Source organism: Mesorhizobium sp. M0166 (assembly GCF_040322255.1).
Taxonomy (GTDB): domain Bacteria; phylum Pseudomonadota; class Alphaproteobacteria; order Rhizobiales; family Rhizobiaceae; genus Mesorhizobium.
In genome coordinates this window covers 36140-54560 of sequence record NZ_JAMYTD010000026.1, presented here as the reverse complement: position 1 = coordinate 54560, position 18421 = coordinate 36140, and the positions used below count along the sequence as shown (strand labels likewise).

Genomic DNA, 18421 nt, shown 5'->3' with positions numbered 1-18421 from the left:
GGCACTCACCCATGAGACTATTGACTGTCGGGTTTTGCGTCCTCACCAGAAGGCCAAAGGACGTTGGTGACCGACTTGATCGCCCAACTGCGGACCTGGTCATAGCAGTAACGGTCGAGCATGGGAGTGAACCTGCTGTGCGCAGCCTCGCGGTCGGCGCGCCGGCGCTGCTGGCGCTCACGTCGCCGAGGGCCCGTTCTGGCGCTGTTTTGGCAGGAGCGCATTGGTCATTCGGCCCATCGCGCGTTTGTTGCGGCTGCAATGACCGCCGGGCCATATTGCCAGCGCTCATCACTGATAGAGGAACCGCGACACCCCCGTTTCGGGACATCAGGGAACGATATCGGCCCCCATGTGTTGAGTTTCATGGACACTATGGAACCCCAGGGCCACGGGATGGCGGCCGGTATTTCGAGGTCGGAAGTTGCCAATGCCAGGCGGCGCATCCGTCGGACCGAGTTGGTGCTTCAACGCACTGAAGAAATAGTGGCCGAGAATCTCGCGCTGGCAAGCAGGATACGAACTGCGGTCGAGGCCGCAGACCGTCGATCCTCTCAGCGTTGAAGGACGTCGCGGGCGTTGAACTGAGCCTGCGTTTTATTCGGCGCGACCCTTCAGGCCACCGGCACCATCACTCTCGCTCCAGAACTGTGCCAGGCGCATCGGGGTTGCACATTTGCGAACAGCCGGAACCCACGGCGACCACAAGCGGTTTACCAATCGAAGGGATCGCCGCGGATCGGAATGATGGAACTTTTGGATTTGGAACTGGCGCGAGCCCGACAGCGGCCGAGCGCTCCCTCGAACGTGCAAATGAAATGCTGGATGAAGGCTGCGGTGTCGGCATCAATATGGCGCTGTGCAGCAGGATCCGGGCTGCGAACGACGCGTGGCCGAGGCGAAATTGCGGTTGACGAAGATCAAGCCTGATCAGCCTGGCCGCACGGACCAGCTCACAAGGTTTGAGCCTCCGATAGCCGCGCAGCGAACGAAGTTCATCTGGTTGCCGAAAGGATCGAAGTCCGCTCCGAGCCCGGCCGCCTTGGCTACCGCGGCAAAGCCCGCATCGAAATCGATCGCCGGTCGGTCGACCGCTTCGGCTCCAAGTGTCTTGCGATAGAACCTGACATGGGCAAGTTCGTTTTCAGCGACCTCACGCATGAACTCGCCGATTGCAGGCGTGTCAAAGCTGACCTGTTTGCCGCCAACCACAGCGCCGGCCTTCGGGCCAGCATCTGAGTCTTCGATCCCTTTTCCGGTTGTAGCGCGCAGGTAATATTCGGCTTCCATATATTCGAGGTTGAGGGCGAACCGGAAAATGTAGATGGGCGGGAAACCGGGGCAAGGCCGGTGGCCGAAGCAAGCGTTGCTCCCAGGCCAAATTTCAACGCGCGGCGGCGCGAAACACCAAATGCAGGCGTGACGCAGATCATGGCTTCCTCCCAAAAGCCCGCCGGCATCAAACGTTTTGGCACCTCCGCTCCCAACTTCACCAAGGGTGGAATGTTCCTCAAGCTCTGCAACTTAAATGATCTCGCGCGATGGCCACAAAGCAAGATTTCAGCGACCAAAATGTCATGGCAGACGACGAGGCAGAATATTTGATTCGCGAGAACAGCAAGTCTCCCGCCGCTCAATTCGGAACGGCGGGTTTCTCGTCCCCAACGTTATGGTCATTCGATCACTTTGACGATCTTATGTGTGCCCGGGTCAACGACAACGGTCCGGTTGTCGATGACGGTGTAGCGATATTTCACGTTGGGGACTTCATGAAGCTCGACGGTGTCGGGGAGCGTCGAGCCGACATTCAGCTCTACCCCGGGGACTTTCACCGATGCGAGCGGCTGCTTTTTCACGTATTCCTTGATGACGGTTTCCTGCTGCGGTTCAATGACCACGTCCTGAGCGGCGGCGGCACCGACACCAGCCAGCAGCAGAAATCCCGCCGCTGCGGTGGAAAGATGCATTCTCATGGTTATCTCCTTGTGGGCTCGTGGGCGCGAAACATTGCGCCAGGCTCGCCCAAACCTGCAGCCTCCCTAGACGTTCCAAACTGAGCCTTAAGGCTCGCCGTGCATAGGACCTAAGTCTGAGTCGCTGCGCGCAATGGCCCCCACGTGTAGCCGTCCGGAACTGCGTCTGTTCGAACTCGTTGCGGTCCCTCAAGGGAGGAGCCTATGGAGAACAGTGTTCACGAAGCTCGCTGGCTGCTTGCACCAGTTTTCGCCATCTCCATCACCTTTTTGGTGATTGGAATAATCGCGAGCTGATGCTCGTTAGCCAGAAATGACGCTCCAACAATCCCCAGAAATTGGATCTGCGCAGCTAGAGTCCCTTCCTGCGCTGATGGGATCCGCCCGCCAAATCGAGGAGTGGCGGGCGGATTCTCATTGCAGCTGCTGAGCGCGTAGGAAAACGGAAATGAACGAGAACAAGAGCACCCAAGACTACTACGTCGACCGGCTGTCGATCGATGCGTTTTATGAAGTGGAACGTTTCGCGCGGGAAAATCGCATTTCGCCAAGTCAAGTAAGCAAGCTGATCAAGAAGAAGGGTAATGACCGCCTGACCCTCACCAAGGCTGTCAAAGAGCTGCGCGATCGACATTGAAAAACCCGCCGCACTCTGCAGCACGGCGGGTCGATCAAGCGTCACGCCGAGCACGGGGCGTGGGCCCTGGGGTTGGGCGGCGTCCGCCCGCCCGGCTGTCGTCGCAACGCGCTCTGAAGGCTGCCGGGCCATCAACGAACTTGGACGCCAATGCCTACAGCTTAGCTGCAGCTGTGACGGTTGTTGCGCTATATATGCAACCATGCTCATCACCCCACGAGCGGGATACTCATGGCACTTACCCACGAGACTATTGAACTGTCGGGATTTGGCGTCCTTAGCGGAAGGCCGAAAGGGTTTGGTGACCGACTTGATCGCCTAACTGAGGAGCTGGTCATAGCGGTAGCGGACGAACATGGAAGTGAACCTGCTGTGCGCGGCCTCGCGGACACGCTCGTCAGTATTGCGCCTCTGGTCTGTACGATCCTGATAGTCGCCAGCGCGAAGCCATAAGCACGATAATCGAGGCCCTGGTCCCTCAGGTACTGCCTCCGCAACACATGCACATAGAAGCGCGGATGGCGGCCGAGGCGAGAAGAGAAGTATTGGAAAGCGGCAATTGGCTGACCGCTCCTCAAATCGCGACAATGGCAGGGTTCAGCACGGTCTCCTTTCAGATCGTGCGTTCGACGACCTTTTTTGATGGGGCCTTCGCGACTTGAGGAGTTGCCGGTTTATCGGCCAGTTTTGCCTGTTTCTCAAAAGGCTGGGGGGCGAAAATATTGGCGTCACGATCCTTTCATCGCTGCGTTCAAACGCCGAATGGTCGGCCAACTGGTGAGCATGGGCCGACCCTGGACAACTCGATCCCGTAGGCACACATCAACGTGAGCACGCGTAGTGACGCTTCTCAAAACCGGACTTCCCGAATTTCATCCCCACGGCGGCCAGCTTGTAGGATGGGGACAAGAAAATTTCCGCTTCCGCACGCGGGCTCCAGGAAGCGGGAGTCGATGCGCTCGGTCTCGCCTTTGACGAGATCGACCATTTTTCGAGTGGCCACGGGGGCGTGAAAACCTCCCCGTGATCGGCAACACGTTTCTTGGATTTGATGAGAGTCACGGGCGGCCCTACACGTTCTGCGGCCTGCTAAGGCCGGCGGTTTCACGCCGCACCGGCAGCTTGGCGATTTCCCTGCCGGCCTTCTCTTCCGCGACGCGGATGTCATAGGCACTCTGGAGATTGAGCCAGAACTGGGCGCTGCTGCCAAACCAGTGACCAAGCCGAAGGGCGGTGTCGCCGGTGACGCGGCGCCGACCATGGATGATCTGCGTCACCCGATTGGGCGGGACGTTGATAAGGCGCGAAAGCTCGGTCGGCGAAACGCCAAGCTCCTGAAGCTCGTCGGCGAGAATTTCGCCGGGATGGATGGCAGATCGGGACATGAGTCATCTCCTAATGGTAATCGACTATTTCCACGTTTGACGGGCCGGTAGCGTCCTTGGGCCATTCGAAGCAAATCCGCCATTGCATGTTGATGCGGATGCTGAATTGGCCGCTCCGGTCGCCCCTCAGGGCCTCAAGACGATGGCTGGGCAAAGCCCGCAAGTCCTCGACGCCGGTCGCGGCGTCCAGAATTTCAAGGCGCGTCCAAGCCTGCCTATCGAATCCCTGAAACTCCCGGACGAACGTGCCATTGCCAAAGCCTTCGGTCCGTTTGTCGCGGTAGCTTAGAATCATAGCGTCAGGAATACCTCGTTTTGACGATTTACGTCAAGCGTAAATTTCACTCGATCCCGTAGGTCAACATTATGAAATCAGGGCCGCATAGCCTGAACTGGAAGTTCTGACCGTTGCCGCCCTACTTCCGAAACACGGGATATCGGCTTCGCGCCCACGCTTCGGCTGTGGCGGTCAGCATTGCCACCGCCTGGAAGCTGACATAGCCGGCGACTCTGGAACTCGCGGTCGCGTTACATGAGCAGAAATTGAGAACATTTTCCCCAGTGGACATTCGGTTGATACGTTAGGCGCCGAAGTAAGGAGGCTCGTGCATTGGGGACGCGCCTCTCTTTAAAGCCGTCACCAGGCTTGCAATTCGGTGGCGCATTGCGACATTGGCTACATGAGCACGTCCGCACAACCAGTGCGTCTGGCCCGCCCCGAAAAGAAGCGGCGGCGCATCCCCATTGCAGTCATCATGGCGTTGAGTTTCGGCAGTCTCGTATTCCTGTCGGTCGGCGGCGTGCTCGCATTGTCGGTCGGTGCCAATTTTCGCAACACGTTCGACTTGCTCGGCGCCCAGTCGACACTCCTCATCGACGCGATGGAGGACTCGCTGCGCGCAGAGATGGGAGACGCCGAGAACGCGGTGGACGGCATCGCGCAGTTGTATGCCCAGGGCGAGTTCCAGATCGACGACAAGGCGATGTCCGCAGCTGTTGCCGGTGCTCTGGCTGCCGCTTCAGGGATCGAGGCGACCCTAATCTGCACCCCCGATCTGGTCTGCCGCGGAGCCGCGCGCTCCGTTGAAAACAACGTTGCAACGGGCGCGATCGAGCATTTTCCGGCCGAGCCCGAGAAGTCGCCCCAAGTCCGCGCCGCCCTCGAGCAACGCCGACAGGTCGGCGGCCGGCAGTGGGGGGCGTTCGTGGCCAACGAGTTCGGCCTGTACGCACATGTCTCCGTGCCGCTGGTACGTGATGGCGTGACACAGGCCTGGGTTATCGCGGCGGTCGAATTGCAGAAACTGTCCGGCATCACGCGGAAATTGTCATCGCGATTTGGCACGCATGCCTTCATTCTTGATGGCGAAGATCGCGTGGTCGCCGACCAAAGGCTGGCCGATCCCGACGCTCTGAAGAATGGCGTCCTCCCGCTGACGCCGCTGGCCACGTATGGCGATCCGGTATTGGCCGCATATAGCGCGCGCAAGGTAGAGCGGGAGTTCGATACGCGACACGCCCGCGACATAGAAATCGCCGAGATCGACCCAAGCGTGGACAATGCGTCAGAGTGGAGCGGCGACACCACCTACATCGCCATCACCCGCAAGATCGCAGGCTATGGCGACGAGCCCTGGACGCTCGGCGCGTATTTCGAGACCAGCCAGATCAGCGACGAGATCGAGCGTGTCATAGGATCGGCTATGCTTGGACTTGTCGCGATGGCGGTGGCGGTCATCGTCGCGATTCTTCTCGGCAGGCGCCTGGCGCGCCCGATCCAGGCGATTGCCGGCCAGGCCACGCGCGTCGCCGATTTCGATCTCGACGGTGTCGCCCCCCTGCCGCGCAGCAGAGTGCTGGAGTTGGACAATCAGGCTTCGGCGTTCAATGCCATGCTGATCGGTTTGCGTGCATTTTCGACCTATATTCCGCGCTCGCTGGTGGCCAAGCTGGTGCGCACCGGAGAGATCGGCATCGCCGAACCGCGCGAAGCGGTTGTCACTGTGATGTTCACTGACATCGCCGGCTTCACCACGCTGTCGGAGCAGATGGAAGCCGCCGCCGCGGCCAGGCTGCTGAACCACCACTTCGCGATCTTGTGCGGCGCGGTCGATGCACATGGCGGTACTGTCGACAAGTTCCTGGGCGACGGCATGCTGGCGTTCTTCGGCGCGCCGGATCGGCTGGAGGGCCATGCCGCCGCGGCCGTCCGCGCCGCCGCGGCGATCCGCGAGGAGCTGGAGAAGGACAATATGGAAGCGCCCAGCGAAGGCCGGCCTCCGCTTCATGTCCGCATCGGCATCCACACGGGCTCTGTCATTGTCGGCAACATTGGCGCATCCGACCGCGTGAACTATACGATCGTCGGCGACACCGTGAACGTCAGCCAGCGACTGCAGGACCTCGGCAAGCAGCTCGAACCGGGCGCCATCGCCGCAATCGCCATTTCCGGCGAGACTGCGTCGCGGCTCGACGAAAGGTTCGAAAGGATCCCGGCGGGCAAACACCGGCTGCGCGGCCGCGGCGAGGCGACGGAAGTCTTCCAGCTTGGCAAAGTCGCGTCGTCAGAATCGCCCCGTCTGAACGTTCACCGCGCTCAAGCAGGCTAAGGGACATGCCACTTCCATCGTCACGCGGTACGCGACGTGCTCGTATGCGCCTGGCCTGTCGCGATGGCGACAAACCGGCGCTTGACTGCTGCAAACAACGCCGGTGGCAGCGGCCCGTAGTAGCCGCTCTCCGTCTCCAGCGGCCGGATGTCAGGCCCCGGCCAGGCGAATCGGTTACTTTCCGTCAAAACGATCCACGACCGTTCACCGTCAAGGCGCAAACGCAGCTTGACCGCAGCCGGAATCTCGATGGCATCATCGGGATCGGACGGCGGCGTATGGGTGATCGGCAGGACCCGGACGACCGGCGAGCCGTCCTCCTGCATGGCGACCAGCGCGAGCACCAGGCAGGGCCGGTCCTTGTCGCCTTCCTCGCGGCCTTCGCGGTGTTGCCAATGCCAGAGGTAGGAGTAACGGAAGACGTGGCCGACCTTGATTTCAGCCGGTAGCATTTTTGCAGTCAGGCCTTTTGCTCCGAGGGGTTTCGCCCCGAGGGTTTTGACCCAGAGAGCTCGTCGTTGAGATGGTCGAGATGCGGCTCCATTTCAGAGGCTTCGACCGCGGCGATCTCGTCCGAGCCGAGCTCCGCTGTCAGATCGACCCGCCGGTCGCGCTTCGACAGCCGGACAAAATCCTCATAGGCCAGCAGCACCGTGCGCGGGCGACCGTTCTTTGTGATGATGACCGGGTCGCGGACCGCGGCGTCCTGATAGGCGCCAAAATTTTTCGAGACGGCGGCGGCGGTGACGGTGGTGCTCATCGGCGAGACTCCTTTATTCCGGAATATACGGGCTTTCCGGGCTTTCCGCAATTGTGTCGCCCGCCAAACAGGGCAGCTTCCAAAGTCCCTCGTCCGTTCGCCTGAGTTCGTTCTGCGAGTGCGCCACCGATATTGTGCAAAACCACCTCCAGAACACCTCCACTTGCTGTAGGCAGCCGCAACTGGAAGCGATGCCGGACCTTGCTGTGACGAGCAGGAATAAGGCTGTCTGTGGCGGCAAGGCTGGTTGAGGAATATGAAGCCAATGACCGAAGAGCATCCCGCGGCACTAGCACAATACGTCCCTCGGCAGCTCTCGACTAGCGAAAGACTGACGACAACGTCTGTTTGGGGTCGAACTTGCCTATTGGCCGCTTGCCAGAGAGTGGACATTCGCGGACCGCCACACTGCTATAGCCAATGCTGTGGATCGACTCCAGCACCTGGTGCCCGCGTGCGGCGGCTTGATAAGTTTGTCGGGATCGTCGGTCCAGACGAAGGGCTACGACTGCAGCTTGTGCTCGATGACGAAGCGGTTGATGGCGGAAACCCAATGCCCTCAACACGGGACTGGTGATGGCTGGCGCAGCGCCTGCCGTGCTGCCGCCATTGGTGCTCTGGGCTCCTGACACGACCACGCCAGAACCGCACGGCACGAGCTTCCAGCGCCGTTGCCCTGCGGCAGGAGGTTGGGGTGGCACCAAGAGGCGGGGAGGATGATCGCCAGTAAACACGGATTATGCGGCAAATCTTGGCTCCGGAACTCCCGTTACGCCGAGGCCGGCGATGGCAAAAAGGCTGCCCCGTAAAACTCCGTCGCCCGGAAAACGCGGCAGCGGCGGCTTGGCCATCGACGTGACGTACAGGGTATCGAGCTTCGGCCCGCCGAACATGACGCTGGTGATCTTCTTGACGGGCATGTCGATAATGCGATCAACGCTGCCGTCGGGCGCGTAACGCACCAGCCTGCCGTCATAGACCAGCGCGTTCCAGAGGAATCCTTCCGCATCGACGGTCGAGCCGTCGGCCGCCCCACCCCGGCTGGTATCGACGCGCGTGAAAGTGCGCCGGTTGGTGGCGGCACCGGTTTCGATATCATAGTCGTAGGCCCAGATCTCCCCTGTCCAGGTGTCGGAGAAATAGAAGGTGCGGTCGTCGGGACTCCAGCACGGGCCGTTGGAGCAGATGATGCCGGAATCGATCCTGGTGACGGAGAAATCGGGATCGAGCCGGTAGAGCCCGCCGGAGGGTCCCTCTTCCATGGTGTCCATTGAGCCGGCGAAGAAGCGGCCGCGCCGATCGACCTTGCCATCATTGAGCCGGTTCATCGGCCTGTCCGGCTCTGGATCGTGGATCAGCGTCACCTCGCCGGTGGCGAAATCAAGCAGATGGAAACCGCGCTGCAGCGACACCACCGCGCCACCGCCGTCCTTGCGCAATGCCATCGAACCGATCTTCATCGGCACGTCCCAGCAACGGATCTCGCGGCCGTCGGCGGTCGCGCGAAACACACGCCCGTCGAAACTGTCGATCCAGTAGAGGCGCTCCTGTTCAACGTCCCACAGCGGTCCCTCGCCCAGCGTGGTCTTCACGTCCACCACGACTTCGATCTTCATGCCGTCCTCCTCTGTTCGAACCTTGCAGAAACCGGTTAGAACGCGACCTGGTCGCCGCCCTTCAATGACAGGATCTCGCGGGCGTCGTCGGGCGTCGCCACTTCCATGCCAAGTCCTTCTATGATCTTGCGGGCAAGCACCACCTGCTCGGCATTTGACTTGGCAAGCTTGCCCTTGCCGGCCCAAAGACTGTCTTCAAGCCCAACGCGGATATTGCCGCCAAGCGCTGCCGATTGCGCGGCAATGCGCAACTGGCTGGCGCCCGCACCCAGCACCGACCAGCGGTAATGCTCGCCGAACAGGCGATCGGCGGTGCGCTTCATATGGGCGACATCTTCGGGGTGCGAACCGATGCCGCCGAGCAGGCCGAATACGGACTGCACGAAGAACGGCGGTTTCACCAGCCCGCGATCTGCGAAATGGGAGAGGTTATAGAGATGGGCGATGTCATAGCACTCGAACTCGAAGCGCGTGCCGTTGTCGTAACAGGTCTCCAGTACGTACTCGATGTCCTTGAACGAGTTGCGGAAGACCAGGTCACGCGTCGCTTCCAGGTGCGGCCTTTCCCAGTCGAACTTGAACGTTTCGTATTTGGCGACGAGGTGATAGAGCCCGAAATTGATCGACCCCATGTTGAGCGAGGCGACTTCCGGCTTGAACTGGGCGGCGGGGCGCACACGCTCCTCCACCTTCATGTAGGGGCTGCCGCCGGTGGTGATGTTGATGGCGGCATTGGTGCCTTGCTTGACGCGCGGCAGGAAACGCGCGAACGCCTCCGGCGTCTGGTCGGGCTTGCCGGTCTCAGGGTCGCGGGCATGCAGATGCAGGATTGCTGCACCGGCCTCGGCCGCCGCGATCGCCTCCGAGGCGATCTGGTCGGGCGTGATCGGCAGATACGGCGACATGGTCGGCGTATGGATTGCCCCCGTCACCGCGCAGGTGATGATGACCTTGCCTTTGGCTTGCTGAGCGCCGTGCTTGCGGCTTGTTTCCGTCATCGTCCAAACTCCTGATCCGATTTCTTCTTGTGCGCCGCCAGCGCCATCAGCCGGCGGTCGCGCCAGACCTGCCGTTCGCCGAGTGCTTCCCGCGGCAGCCGTTTGCGGCGCTCGGCCTCGACCGTCTCCATGACCTCGCCGGCCCAGTCGACGCGGCGCAGCATCTGCGGGAAGATGTTGGAATAGATCGTCTGGTACCGCTCTACATAGTCGCGCACACCGCCGGGCGCGTTGAGGTCGATCGTTTCGAACGGACCCATGAACGACCAGCGCAGTGCCAGCCCCTCGCGCAGGCCCGTGTCGACGTCCTCTACGCTGGCATAGCCGTCGGCGACGAGCCGGAACGCCTCCTCCAACAGCGCGCCCTGCAAGCGGTTCATGATGAAGCCGTCGAGTTCGCGCTTCATCACCAGCGGCGCGTGGCCCGCCTCGACAAGAAAAGCGCGGGTCCTTTCCAACGTTTCGGCGGAGGTCCATGGCGCCGGCACGACTTCCGCGGCGGGGATGAGATAGGGCGGATTGATCGGGTGCACGACGAGGCAGCGATGGCGCCCCTGAAGGTGATCGGTGAACTTCGACGGCAACAGCGCCGAGGTGGAACTGGCGATCACCGCTTGCGGACCGGCAAGGGCGTCGATCCGGGAGAACACGTCACGCTTCACCTCCAGGTTTTCCGGTGTGTTTTCCTGGACGTGGACGGCATCGGCCAGGGCCTCGCCAAGCTCCGCTGCAATGGTGATGCGGCCGAGCACGGCATCCACCGCCTGTCCCCGCAGCAAATCGTTAGCGGCGAGGTCGCCGAGCACGCCGGCGATATAGTCGCGCGCACCGCTGGTCGCGGCAGGCGCCTGGTCCCACATGCGCACATCATGGCCTGCACGAGCGAAGCTGATCGCCCACGCCCGCCCGATGAAACCGCTTCCTACAATTGCTACCTTCGCCATGCTCGCCCTCCTCAGAGTGTCTCGACGTTGCCGTCGACGCCCAGCGACTGGCCGGAAATGTTGACGCCCGCATCGGAAAGCAGGAAAGCCACCATCGCCGCGACATCGTATGGGCTGGTCATACGGCGCAGCGAGATGTTCTGCAGATAGCGTTGCGTCATCTCCTCGTTTGAAATGCCTAATTGCTTTGCCCGGTCGGCAATGACCTTGTCGATGCGCGGCCCTTCGATGATGCCGGGCAAGATGGCATTGACCCTGATCCCATGCGGTCCAAGTTCCTTGGCAAGGCTCTGAGTCAGGCCGACAACGCCGAATTTGGCAGCCGAGTACGGCGTTCGGAACGCGTAGCCATGTCGGCCGGCGGCCGAAGACATCGAGACGATCGAGCCGCCGCCTGCCGACTTGATCAGCGGCACGGCACGCCGCGCGCACAGGAACTGGCCGGTCAGGCAGATATCTATGCAACGCCGCCAGTCTGCCGGATCGATCTCATCGACGCCGCCGGTCGGGCCGGCAATGCCGGCATTGTTGATCAGGGCGTCGAGCCCGCCGAGTTTCTCCTTGACCGTCTCGAACAGCCGGTCGACATCCTCGTCGCGCGAAACGTCGGCTTTGATTGCGGCGGCGAGCGTCATCCTCTCTGGAGCAGCGGCCAGCGCCTCGTCGGAAATATCGCAGATCACGACGCGCGCGCCGAGCCGCGACAGTGTCTCGGCAATGGCAAAGCCGATACCGCCGGCGCCCGCCGTGACCAGCACGCGTTGGCCTTTGAGCCCGGTCAGGAATTCGTCTGCCGATGCCGGTGCGCTTGAGCTCATTGTTCCATCCCTTTCACTCAAATCCGTCTTTCGCGCAGCGCCATGACGGCACCGAGCACCACCAGCCCGAACAGGATCGCCCGCGTCGCGTAAGGCAGCGTCGTGCCGGCGAGCAGCATTTGCAATGCGGTCAGCAGCAGCACCCCGCCCAGCATGCCGAGATAGTGGCCACGCCCGCCGGTGATCAGCGCACCGCCGACCACGACGACGGCGATGGAGGGCAGCAGATAATCGTCGCCCATGCCGAGGCTGGCCTGGCCGGAAAAGCCGGTCAGCATGATGCCGACCAGCGCCGCGCAGACCGCCGACAGCACATAGACGAGGATGAGCGTGCGACCGACCGCGATGCCGGAGAGCTGGGCTGCGCGCAGGCTGTTGCCGATGCCATAGACGCGGCGGCCGAAAGCGGTGCGGCCAAGCAGCAGCACGGCAAAGACGACGAAGGCGATCATGAACAGCACCACCGGGGTGATGGCGAATATTTTGCCGGTCATGAACCAGCGCAGCATCGGCGAGGAGAAGCCGGCCGGCGTGCCTTGCGAGTAGAGCAAAGCGAAACCTTGCAGAATGCCGTTGGTGGCCAGCGTCATGACGATCGGGGAGATACCGAGAAAGACGATGCCGATGCCGTTGGCGACACCTATCAGGCAAGCGACAACGAGCACCGCAGGTAGCGCATAGGAAAGTGCAGCATCCGACCCGTTGACCATACCGGCAAGCAGGATTCCCGACAGCCCGATCGTCCACGGCACTGAGAGGTCAAGCCCGCCGGTAAGAATCACGCTGCCCTGCCCAAGCGCCAGGATGGCAAGGAAGCTCGACAGCACGAAAAGCGAGTTCCAATAGGTGAAATTGATGATTGCCCGTCCGAGCCAGATCTGGGTGACGATGACGACGATGGCAAGACAGACATAGGCCGGCAGCGCATAGCGCAGCGTCTCGGCGTTACGGACATGGAAGGCAGGCTGCGGCGCCTGCTGGTCGCCGGCGCTGCCCCGCGCAATTCGCAGCCGCCGGTCGGTGCGATCGATCTGCGAGGGCAGCATTCCGGCGCGCCACGCGGCCAGCCGAGCTCGCAGGCCACGCAGTTGGCGGGCAAGCACGGAGCCATGCGACAGCGAGCCGGCAAGCACGGCAAGGATCAGGATCGTGCCCTCGGCGATCGTCGAATAGTAGGCCGAGACGTTGAGCACGAGCAGGATGTTGACGACCATCATGAGGATGTAGGCGCCGAAGACGGTGCCGACCGGCCCACCTTGGCCGCCGCCCAGCCTTGTACCGCCGACCACGACCGCCGCGAACATCGACAGCAACAACGGGTTGCCGACCAGCGGATCACCGCTGCCGGTCTGGGCGCTGATGAAAACGCCGGCAAGCCCATAGCAGCCGCCGGCGATGACATAGACCAGGAAGCGTACGAGAACGACGCGCACACCGACCGCGGCGGCGGCATCCGGATCACTGCCGAGCGCATAGAGAGCTGTCCCGAAGCGTGTGCCTTTGAGCCAGAACCAGCCGAGCAGGACGACACCGATGACCACCAGCGGCATCGGTAACCAGCCGGCAATAGCATCGCCGAGATAGAAGGCGCCAAGATCGGGCGAGACGAAGCCGCCCGGCTTGTCCATGACCAGCAGCGTTACTCCCTGCAGGATGAACATGGTCGACAGCGTGACGACGATAGGCTGCATGCGCAGGACGGCAATGAAGAAGCCGTTGAAGGCGCCGACCAGCATGCCGACCCCAATTCCGGCCAAAGTCCACCACGCGACACTCGTGCCGGTCGCCATCGGATCCATGCCGTTTGCCAGGACGACATTGACCAGAGAGATCGCCGCGCCGGCGGACAGGTCGAAACCGCCCGACAGGATGACCAGGGTCTGGCCGATCGCCGCCAGTGCCGAAGTGGCGCCGCCGCTCGACAGGAAGGAAATGTCGAAATAAGTGAGCCGCCCGGCACTGACCAGATCGACGATCAGCAGGAGCAGGGCAAAGACGATCGCCGCGACGATTGCGCCGCGATGCCGCGCGAGGAGCCGCGACAATACCGCCGTCGGTGCCGCGTCGGCCAAGCTCGTCACACTCATTCCGCCGCCTCCCGGACCAACTCGCCATGGCCAAGCGCCGGCCGCATGATCGCTCCTTCGGTGATCTCGCCGCCGACAAGCTCCGCCACCAGATGGCCGTCATAGAGGACGAGCACCCGGTCGCATTGATGGACCAGTTCGGGAATTTCGGTTGAATGCAGGAGGATCGAGCCGCCGGCCGCCACATAGTCGCGCATCATCACGTAGAGCTCGTGCTTGGTGCCGACATCGATGCCGCGGGTCGGATCGAAGAGCAGCAGGATCCGGCTTTCGGCGACGAGCCATTTGGCAATGGCTATCTTCTGCTGGTTGCCGCCCGAGAACGCCCCTGCCCTCGTCCATAGTGCACTGCGGTCGACCTCCACGGTCGAGAAGGCGGACTGTACGGCCTTTGCCTCTTCGTCTGTTCTGATCAGGCCAAACCGGGTGAAGCGTGCGACGACCGGCAGCGATGCATTCTGCCGACCAGAGAGCTTCAGGAACAGGCCCTCGGTCTTGCGGTCCTCCGGCACCAGCCCGATTGCCATGTTGGGCTTGAGCGCATCGGCGGGCGAGCCGAGCCACACTTGGCGCCCGTCGACCAGGATGTGGCCGCGCTCGATCTCGGACATGCCGAAACAGGCGAGGAACAGGTCGAGCTGACCCATACCTTGGAGCCCGGCAATGCCGAGGATCTCGCCCTTGCGCAGATCGAAACCGACGCCGTCGAGCTTCCTCCCGGCTTTGAGCTCGCGCACGCCGAGCACCGCAGGACCGAAGGCGGCCTCGGTTTCTGGCTTCGGCGGGAAGGTCTGGGCGATGCTGCGGCCGATGATCTTTTCGATCACCTCACCATCCGAAACATCGGCAACCGGCGCGGTCACGATGTGGCGGCCGTTCCTGAGAATGGTCAGCGTGTCGCAGAAAGCCCGCACCTCGCGCATGCGATGGGTGATGAACACGACCGTGGTGCCGGCCGCCTTCAACTGCGCGATGATGGCGCCCAGCCACTCGACATCGCCACCCGACAGCGTCGAAGTCGGCTCGTCGAGCAGAAGGATGCGCGGCTTGCGATAGAGCGCGCGCGCGATTTCGATCTTCTGGCGGACGGCGAGATCGAGCGTCGCTACCTCGGCATCGAGATCGACCGTGAACCCCAGATCGGAGATGTGCTTGCGGACTGCCTTGCGCGCGCTCAACCGCCTGATCAGGCCGATCGGGCCGACGGGCGCGTATGGCAGCAACATGTTATCCAGAACGCTGAGGTCGCGTACCAGGGTCATTTCCTGAAAGGCTGTCTGCACACCTTTGGCGTGCGCGGCGCGCGGCGAACCGAGTGGCGCCGGTTCGCCAAACACGGTGATTTGCCCGTCGTCGGGCCGAACCAGTCCCGACAGCAGCTTGACAAGCGTAGACTTGCCCGCACCGTTCTCGCCAAGCAAGGCATGCACGCTGCCGGAAGCGATCTCGAAGGATACGTCATCGAGGGCGACTGTCGCGCCAAACGCCTTGCGGACGCCCTCTATGCCGACAGCTGTCGAATGCGCTGACATCATGATCCCAGTCCCGGCCTGCATGAAGGCGCGTGTGTGGAGTGCTTCGAAAGCACCCCACGCCACTTCGGAGGGCCTACTGCTCGGGCTGGCCTACAAGGGCGGCCGCGAGACCGATTTCGGGTGTCTGATCGGAGAAGATCGAGGCGAACCAGCCTGGGTTCGAGACCAGCGATGGTTTGAACGCGTTGCAACCAGCCTTCATCTCCGCCCAGGTGCCTTCGTCGCAAAGCTTTATCGTCTCGTTGGTGACGACAGGCAGCGGCAGGATCGTTTTCTTGGCAACGTCCTTGCCTTCAAGCGCCTCGACGGCAAGCTTGAGAGCGAGTGCCCCGGAATAAGGCGGCGAGGCGTAGGAAATGCGCGAGGCGCCGAGCGGCGCATAGGGAGACGTCGCGCCCTCGACCTCCGTGCCCTCCGGCAGCATCTGGATACGCCCGCCATTGGAACCCTCGCCGGCGCAAGGCAGGAGTTCGCTGGTCTTCTTGCCAGCCTCGAGCTGCATGGAATTGGCGGTGAAGCAGCCGACCTGCATCCAAAGCCCGTTGATGTCGTCCCAACTGCGCGTCGCCAATATCTTGGAAAGTTCGGTACGGGCCACCGCCTGGCTCCACATGCCGACAGCCTCGCCGACGATCTTGATGTCGGGATGCTTGGCAAACACCTCCTTCGCGGCCTTGGTGCGCAGATCATCGACCGAGGTGCCGGGAACGCCGGTCACCGCGATGATGTTGCCCTTGCCATTGAGCTTCTTGACCAGCCACTCCGCCGTTACGCGGCCAGCCTCTTCCTGGTCGATATGGACGTTGTAGGCGCAAGGCTCCGTGATCTCGGCATCATAGGCAAACACCTTCACGCCCTTATCGCAGGCGTTCTTCACCACCTGGTTGAGCGCGGTCGGCGAGATCGGGAAAATCACGATGGCTTCAGCGCCGGCCTGGACCATGGCATTGATCTGCTGGATCTGGCGCTGTGCGTTCGGCCCCGCGACCTGGACCTGGAGGTCCACCTTGTCGGCCATGCTCTTGTGCGACGCCATCGCCTTGACCATGTTGGCGGCCTCGGCCTGCCAATCATTGCCGATGAAGCTCATGCTGAGAAATATCTTGTGCTTTCCGGCCGCTTCGGCGGCGGACATCCCAAAAGCGCAAACAGCCATGCCGGCAAGCAGCGCAAGCCGCCGGGCCTTCGATCCGATACCCATACGAAACTCCTCCCAGTTCAGACGACCGAATGCCTCCCAAGGATACAAACGTACGCCTTGTCATTCGATGCGGCTGACCGTATCATGATTTGATCAAAGATCAATGATGAAATGGCCGAGAAGCAAAAAGGCCAGACACGCGGGCGCTTGACGCGGCAATTCGAACCTTGCATTCCGGGCACAGGCGCCGGGGGTGACAAGAGCGTCGCCCGAATGGGGGAAGGTTGGCAGAAATGGCTGGGGCGGCATTCAGGAAGGCAGGCGTCGAAATCACGCCGCTGTCCAGGGAAACCCTGCAGGACAGGGTTTACCGGCACGTTACCGAGTTGATCCTCGACGGCAGCATCGTTCCAGGTGAGATGGTAACGGTGCAGAGCCTCGCCGATGCTTTCGGCGTCAGCCCGATGCCGGTTCGCGAGGCACTGCGGCGTCTGAGCGCCGCCAACGCCCTGATGGTGGTTTCCGGCCGTTCGATCGGCATCCCGGCATTAAGCCGTGCGCGGCTTATCGATCTCAGGAACGTCAGGTTCGAGATCGAGGCGATCGCCGCCGCATGGGCCGCAGAACGCATTGACGATCGCGGCGTGATGCTGCTGGGCCAGCATCTGGAGGCACTCGAGCAGGCCAATGCCGCCGGCGACGTCAAATCCTATCTCAGGGCCAATTACGCGTTTCACTTTTCCATCTACCGGGTCGCGGGCTCGGAAAACATGCTCAGCATCATCGAGAACCTGTGGCTGCAGATCAGCCCCTATTTCAACATGCTGCACGATTCTGGAAACTATTCGACCGCCAACCAGCACCATCAGCAGATGTTTGCAGCGCTGCGAGACCGCAATGCGGAAGCGGTCCGGGCGGCGGTTCGCGCCGACATCGACGCGGCCTTCACAGTGCTGATCAAACTGCTGAAGTAACATTCCTCGAAGTCGCTCCGGTACAGCGGCGAGCCGCCGCTAGGCACGAATATGTCCGTCTGAGGCATAGCGGCCGCCGGCCAGATCGGCTTTTGCGCCCACTCACTTCCATCCAGGTGATAATCCTGACTGCACGGCTTTCGAACCGCTCGATTTCCTCGCGAGTCTTGGGGGACGGCGTTCAGATAGTCGATGAGGATATTGGTGTCGAAAATCGCGCCTACCATTCGCGGCGCACTGTCTCCTGATGAGCCAGCCCATCAACCTTGCGCTTACCCCACAGGCCGAAGCCATCCTCGACCTGTTCGCGATGATGGCGGTCGAGATAATCGTCTATTGCTGCTCGGATCAGGGCCGCACGGGATTGGCGCGCCCGTTTGGCAAGACTGTCGAGGGCTTCAACCTGGGCATAGTTCAAGTCGATAAGGGCTCGCATCGCACACTCCAATGATATGCCTCGCAAGCTGATGACTACCATGCGCGGCCGGCTCTACACGCACATGGCTGGCGCGCTCGATCTCGGCAGCCTGGATAAGACGGTTCCCGATTTTACCGATGCGCCTCCTTTTCCTGGCTGTTCTGTTCCTCACCACCGTCCGTGCGGTTGATTGTCACCGTGCACGTGATCAGGGTATTCCAGTCCGGTCCGTGTTCAATGACGTTATGAAGCTCGGAAATCTCTTCTAGAAAATGCTCAATCGCAATGGGGCCGTTCTGGTGGGCGTAGACTAGAACCACCTTCCAGCGCTTGTCACCATGAAGCGTTACGACGTTACTCATGCCGAGTGTCTCCTGGGTCACGAACAAAATCCCGCCGGATGCCCGCGGGGCCAATGGCTTGACCACAGCTCATATAGCACGCGTCGAATGCAAACCTCAGTGGAACGACGCCGCGAAAGTCTGGGCAACAATCGCCGGCGCGGCGCTCAATTTTCGCCAAGCAA

The 18421-nt window shown here is 61.8% G+C and carries 19 protein-coding genes and 1 pseudogene; 5 read left to right on the top strand and 15 right to left on the bottom strand.

All coding sequences use genetic code 11. From position 1 onward, the window contains the following. Positions 1–987 precede the first annotated feature (987 nt). Positions 988–1433: pseudogene (locus NKJ46_RS24085) on the bottom strand (ferritin-like domain-containing protein); the annotation flags it as partial. Between NKJ46_RS24085 and NKJ46_RS24080 the strand changes: the two are divergent. Next, positions 1351–1605, top strand: a complete 255-nt coding sequence (locus tag NKJ46_RS24080) for a hypothetical protein (protein ID WP_352492834.1) — start codon at positions 1351–1353, stop codon at positions 1603–1605. The pseudogene NKJ46_RS24085 and the gene NKJ46_RS24080 sit on opposite strands and share 83 nt — an antisense overlap. 68 nt (positions 1606–1673) lie before the next feature. On the opposite strand, the gene NKJ46_RS24075 is transcribed toward NKJ46_RS24080, so the two are convergent. Further along, on the bottom strand, positions 1674–1973 hold the full coding sequence (locus NKJ46_RS24075; protein WP_352492810.1) for a DUF1236 domain-containing protein: 300 nt from the start codon (positions 1971–1973) through the stop codon (positions 1674–1676). Positions 1974–2421: 448 nt separating this feature from the next. Here NKJ46_RS24075 and NKJ46_RS24070 point away from each other — a divergent pair, with 448 nt between their 5' ends. Beyond that, a complete protein-coding gene (locus tag NKJ46_RS24070) occupies positions 2422–2610 on the top strand; it encodes a DUF3606 domain-containing protein (RefSeq protein ID WP_352492809.1) in 189 nt (62 codons plus the stop codon). A gap of 1070 nt (positions 2611–3680) precedes the next feature. Here the strand turns inward: NKJ46_RS24070 and NKJ46_RS24065 are convergent. Continuing rightward, positions 3681–3995 (bottom strand): HigA family addiction module antitoxin, encoded by a 315-nt coding sequence (locus tag NKJ46_RS24065; protein ID WP_352492808.1) that lies wholly within the window; start codon positions 3993–3995, stop codon positions 3681–3683. Between the two features lie 10 nt (positions 3996–4005). Then, positions 4006–4149, bottom strand: coding sequence for a type II toxin-antitoxin system RelE/ParE family toxin (locus NKJ46_RS24060; RefSeq protein WP_352668174.1), 144 nt, complete (start codon positions 4147–4149; stop codon positions 4006–4008). On the opposite strand from NKJ46_RS24060, the gene NKJ46_RS24055 reads away from it, so the two are divergent. Both NKJ46_RS24055 and NKJ46_RS24050 read left to right on the top strand, forming a co-directional pair. Then, positions 4102–4284, top strand: coding sequence for a hypothetical protein (locus NKJ46_RS24055; protein WP_352668175.1), 183 nt, complete (start codon positions 4102–4104; stop codon positions 4282–4284). The two genes, NKJ46_RS24060 and NKJ46_RS24055, sit on opposite strands and share 48 nt — an antisense overlap. A 556-nt stretch (positions 4285–4840) precedes the next feature. Continuing rightward, positions 4841–6604 (top strand): adenylate/guanylate cyclase domain-containing protein, encoded by a 1764-nt coding sequence (locus NKJ46_RS24050; protein WP_352492806.1) that lies wholly within the window; start codon positions 4841–4843, stop codon positions 6602–6604. 20 nt (positions 6605–6624) lie between these two features. Here NKJ46_RS24050 and NKJ46_RS24045 read toward each other — a convergent pair whose 3' ends face one another. The 9 genes from NKJ46_RS24045 to NKJ46_RS24005 form a co-directional block, all read right to left on the bottom strand. Then, positions 6625–7056 (bottom strand): plasmid maintenance toxin (PemK-like), encoded by a 432-nt coding sequence (locus tag NKJ46_RS24045; protein WP_352492805.1) that lies wholly within the window; start codon positions 7054–7056, stop codon positions 6625–6627. An 8-nt stretch (positions 7057–7064) separates the two neighbouring features. Continuing rightward, positions 7065–7364, bottom strand: a complete 300-nt coding sequence (locus NKJ46_RS24040; RefSeq protein WP_352492804.1) for a type II toxin-antitoxin system Phd/YefM family antitoxin — start codon at positions 7362–7364, stop codon at positions 7065–7067. 737 nt (positions 7365–8101) lie between these two features. Then, the gene (locus NKJ46_RS24035; protein ID WP_352492803.1) at positions 8102–8980 is read right to left on the bottom strand and encodes an SMP-30/gluconolactonase/LRE family protein; all 879 of its coding nucleotides are present in this window, start codon (positions 8978–8980) and stop codon (positions 8102–8104) included. A 35-nt stretch (positions 8981–9015) separates the two neighbouring features. Beyond that, positions 9016–9978 (bottom strand): 3,5-dioxohexanoate:acetyl-CoA acetone transferase, encoded by a 963-nt coding sequence (gene kce, locus NKJ46_RS24030; RefSeq protein ID WP_352492802.1) that lies wholly within the window; start codon positions 9976–9978, stop codon positions 9016–9018. Beyond that, complete coding sequence (locus NKJ46_RS24025) at positions 9975–10922, bottom strand: 3-hydroxyacyl-CoA dehydrogenase (protein WP_352492801.1); 948 nt, start codon at positions 10920–10922, stop codon at positions 9975–9977. The genes kce and NKJ46_RS24025 overlap by 4 nt, the downstream gene beginning before the upstream one ends. A gap of 11 nt (positions 10923–10933) precedes the next feature. Beyond that, positions 10934–11740, bottom strand: coding sequence for an SDR family oxidoreductase (locus NKJ46_RS24020; protein WP_352668155.1), 807 nt, complete (start codon positions 11738–11740; stop codon positions 10934–10936). A gap of 17 nt (positions 11741–11757) precedes the next feature. Then, positions 11758–13827: an ABC transporter permease gene (locus NKJ46_RS24015; RefSeq protein ID WP_352668153.1), complete on the bottom strand. Its 2070-nt coding sequence runs from the start codon at positions 13825–13827 to the stop codon at positions 11758–11760. Further along, positions 13824–15362 carry a sugar ABC transporter ATP-binding protein gene (locus NKJ46_RS24010; RefSeq protein ID WP_502903446.1) on the bottom strand — a complete coding sequence of 513 codons (1539 nt, stop codon included), beginning with the start codon at positions 15360–15362 and terminating at the stop codon, positions 13824–13826. The genes NKJ46_RS24015 and NKJ46_RS24010 overlap by 4 nt, the downstream gene beginning before the upstream one ends. 73 nt (positions 15363–15435) lie before the next feature. Further along, entirely contained in the window at positions 15436–16563 is a 1128-nt protein-coding gene (locus tag NKJ46_RS24005) for a sugar ABC transporter substrate-binding protein (RefSeq protein ID WP_352668150.1), read from the bottom strand. A gap of 233 nt (positions 16564–16796) precedes the next feature. Here NKJ46_RS24005 and NKJ46_RS24000 point away from each other — a divergent pair, with 233 nt between their 5' ends. Further along, positions 16797–17477 (top strand): GntR family transcriptional regulator, encoded by a 681-nt coding sequence (locus NKJ46_RS24000; protein ID WP_352492797.1) that lies wholly within the window; start codon positions 16797–16799, stop codon positions 17475–17477. Between the two features lie 220 nt (positions 17478–17697). Here the strand turns inward: NKJ46_RS24000 and NKJ46_RS23995 are convergent, their stop codons facing one another. After that, positions 17698–17913 carry a ribbon-helix-helix domain-containing protein gene (locus NKJ46_RS23995; protein ID WP_352492796.1) on the bottom strand — a complete coding sequence of 72 codons (216 nt, stop codon included), beginning with the start codon at positions 17911–17913 and terminating at the stop codon, positions 17698–17700. Between the two features lie 113 nt (positions 17914–18026). Continuing rightward, on the bottom strand, positions 18027–18257 hold the full coding sequence (locus tag NKJ46_RS23990) for a hypothetical protein (RefSeq protein WP_352492795.1): 231 nt from the start codon (positions 18255–18257) through the stop codon (positions 18027–18029). Positions 18258–18421: the final 164 nt, after the last annotated feature.

Bases quoted from the DNA above. Each gene is read 5' to 3' on its own strand.
- NKJ46_RS24015 (WP_352668153.1), bottom strand. From the start codon at position 13,827: ATGAGTGTGACGAGCTTGGCCGACGCGGCACCGACGGCGGTATTGTCG.
- NKJ46_RS24035 (WP_352492803.1), bottom strand. From the start codon at position 8,980: ATGAAGATCGAAGTCGTGGTGGACGTGAAGACCACGCTGGGCGAGGGA.
- NKJ46_RS24000 (WP_352492797.1), top strand. From the start codon at position 16,797: ATGGCTGGGGCGGCATTCAGGAAGGCAGGCGTCGAAATCACGCCGCTG.
- NKJ46_RS24065 (WP_352492808.1), bottom strand. From the start codon at position 3,995: ATGTCCCGATCTGCCATCCATCCCGGCGAAATTCTCGCCGACGAGCTT.
- NKJ46_RS24070 (WP_352492809.1), top strand. From the start codon at position 2,422: ATGAACGAGAACAAGAGCACCCAAGACTACTACGTCGACCGGCTGTCG.
- NKJ46_RS24045 (WP_352492805.1), bottom strand. From the start codon at position 7,056: ATGCTACCGGCTGAAATCAAGGTCGGCCACGTCTTCCGTTACTCCTAC.
- NKJ46_RS23990 (WP_352492795.1), bottom strand. From the start codon at position 18,257: ATGAGTAACGTCGTAACGCTTCATGGTGACAAGCGCTGGAAGGTGGTT.
- NKJ46_RS24005 (WP_352668150.1), bottom strand. From the start codon at position 16,563: ATGGGTATCGGATCGAAGGCCCGGCGGCTTGCGCTGCTTGCCGGCATG.
- NKJ46_RS24075 (WP_352492810.1), bottom strand. From the start codon at position 1,973: ATGAGAATGCATCTTTCCACCGCAGCGGCGGGATTTCTGCTGCTGGCT.
- kce (WP_352492802.1), bottom strand. From the start codon at position 9,978: ATGACGGAAACAAGCCGCAAGCACGGCGCTCAGCAAGCCAAAGGCAAG.
- NKJ46_RS24040 (WP_352492804.1), bottom strand. From the start codon at position 7,364: ATGAGCACCACCGTCACCGCCGCCGCCGTCTCGAAAAATTTTGGCGCC.
- NKJ46_RS23995 (WP_352492796.1), bottom strand. From the start codon at position 17,913: ATGCGAGCCCTTATCGACTTGAACTATGCCCAGGTTGAAGCCCTCGAC.
- NKJ46_RS24010 (WP_502903446.1), bottom strand. From the start codon at position 15,362: ATGATGTCAGCGCATTCGACAGCTGTCGGCATAGAGGGCGTCCGCAAG.
- NKJ46_RS24020 (WP_352668155.1), bottom strand. From the start codon at position 11,740: ATGAGCTCAAGCGCACCGGCATCGGCAGACGAATTCCTGACCGGGCTC.
- NKJ46_RS24025 (WP_352492801.1), bottom strand. From the start codon at position 10,922: ATGGCGAAGGTAGCAATTGTAGGAAGCGGTTTCATCGGGCGGGCGTGG.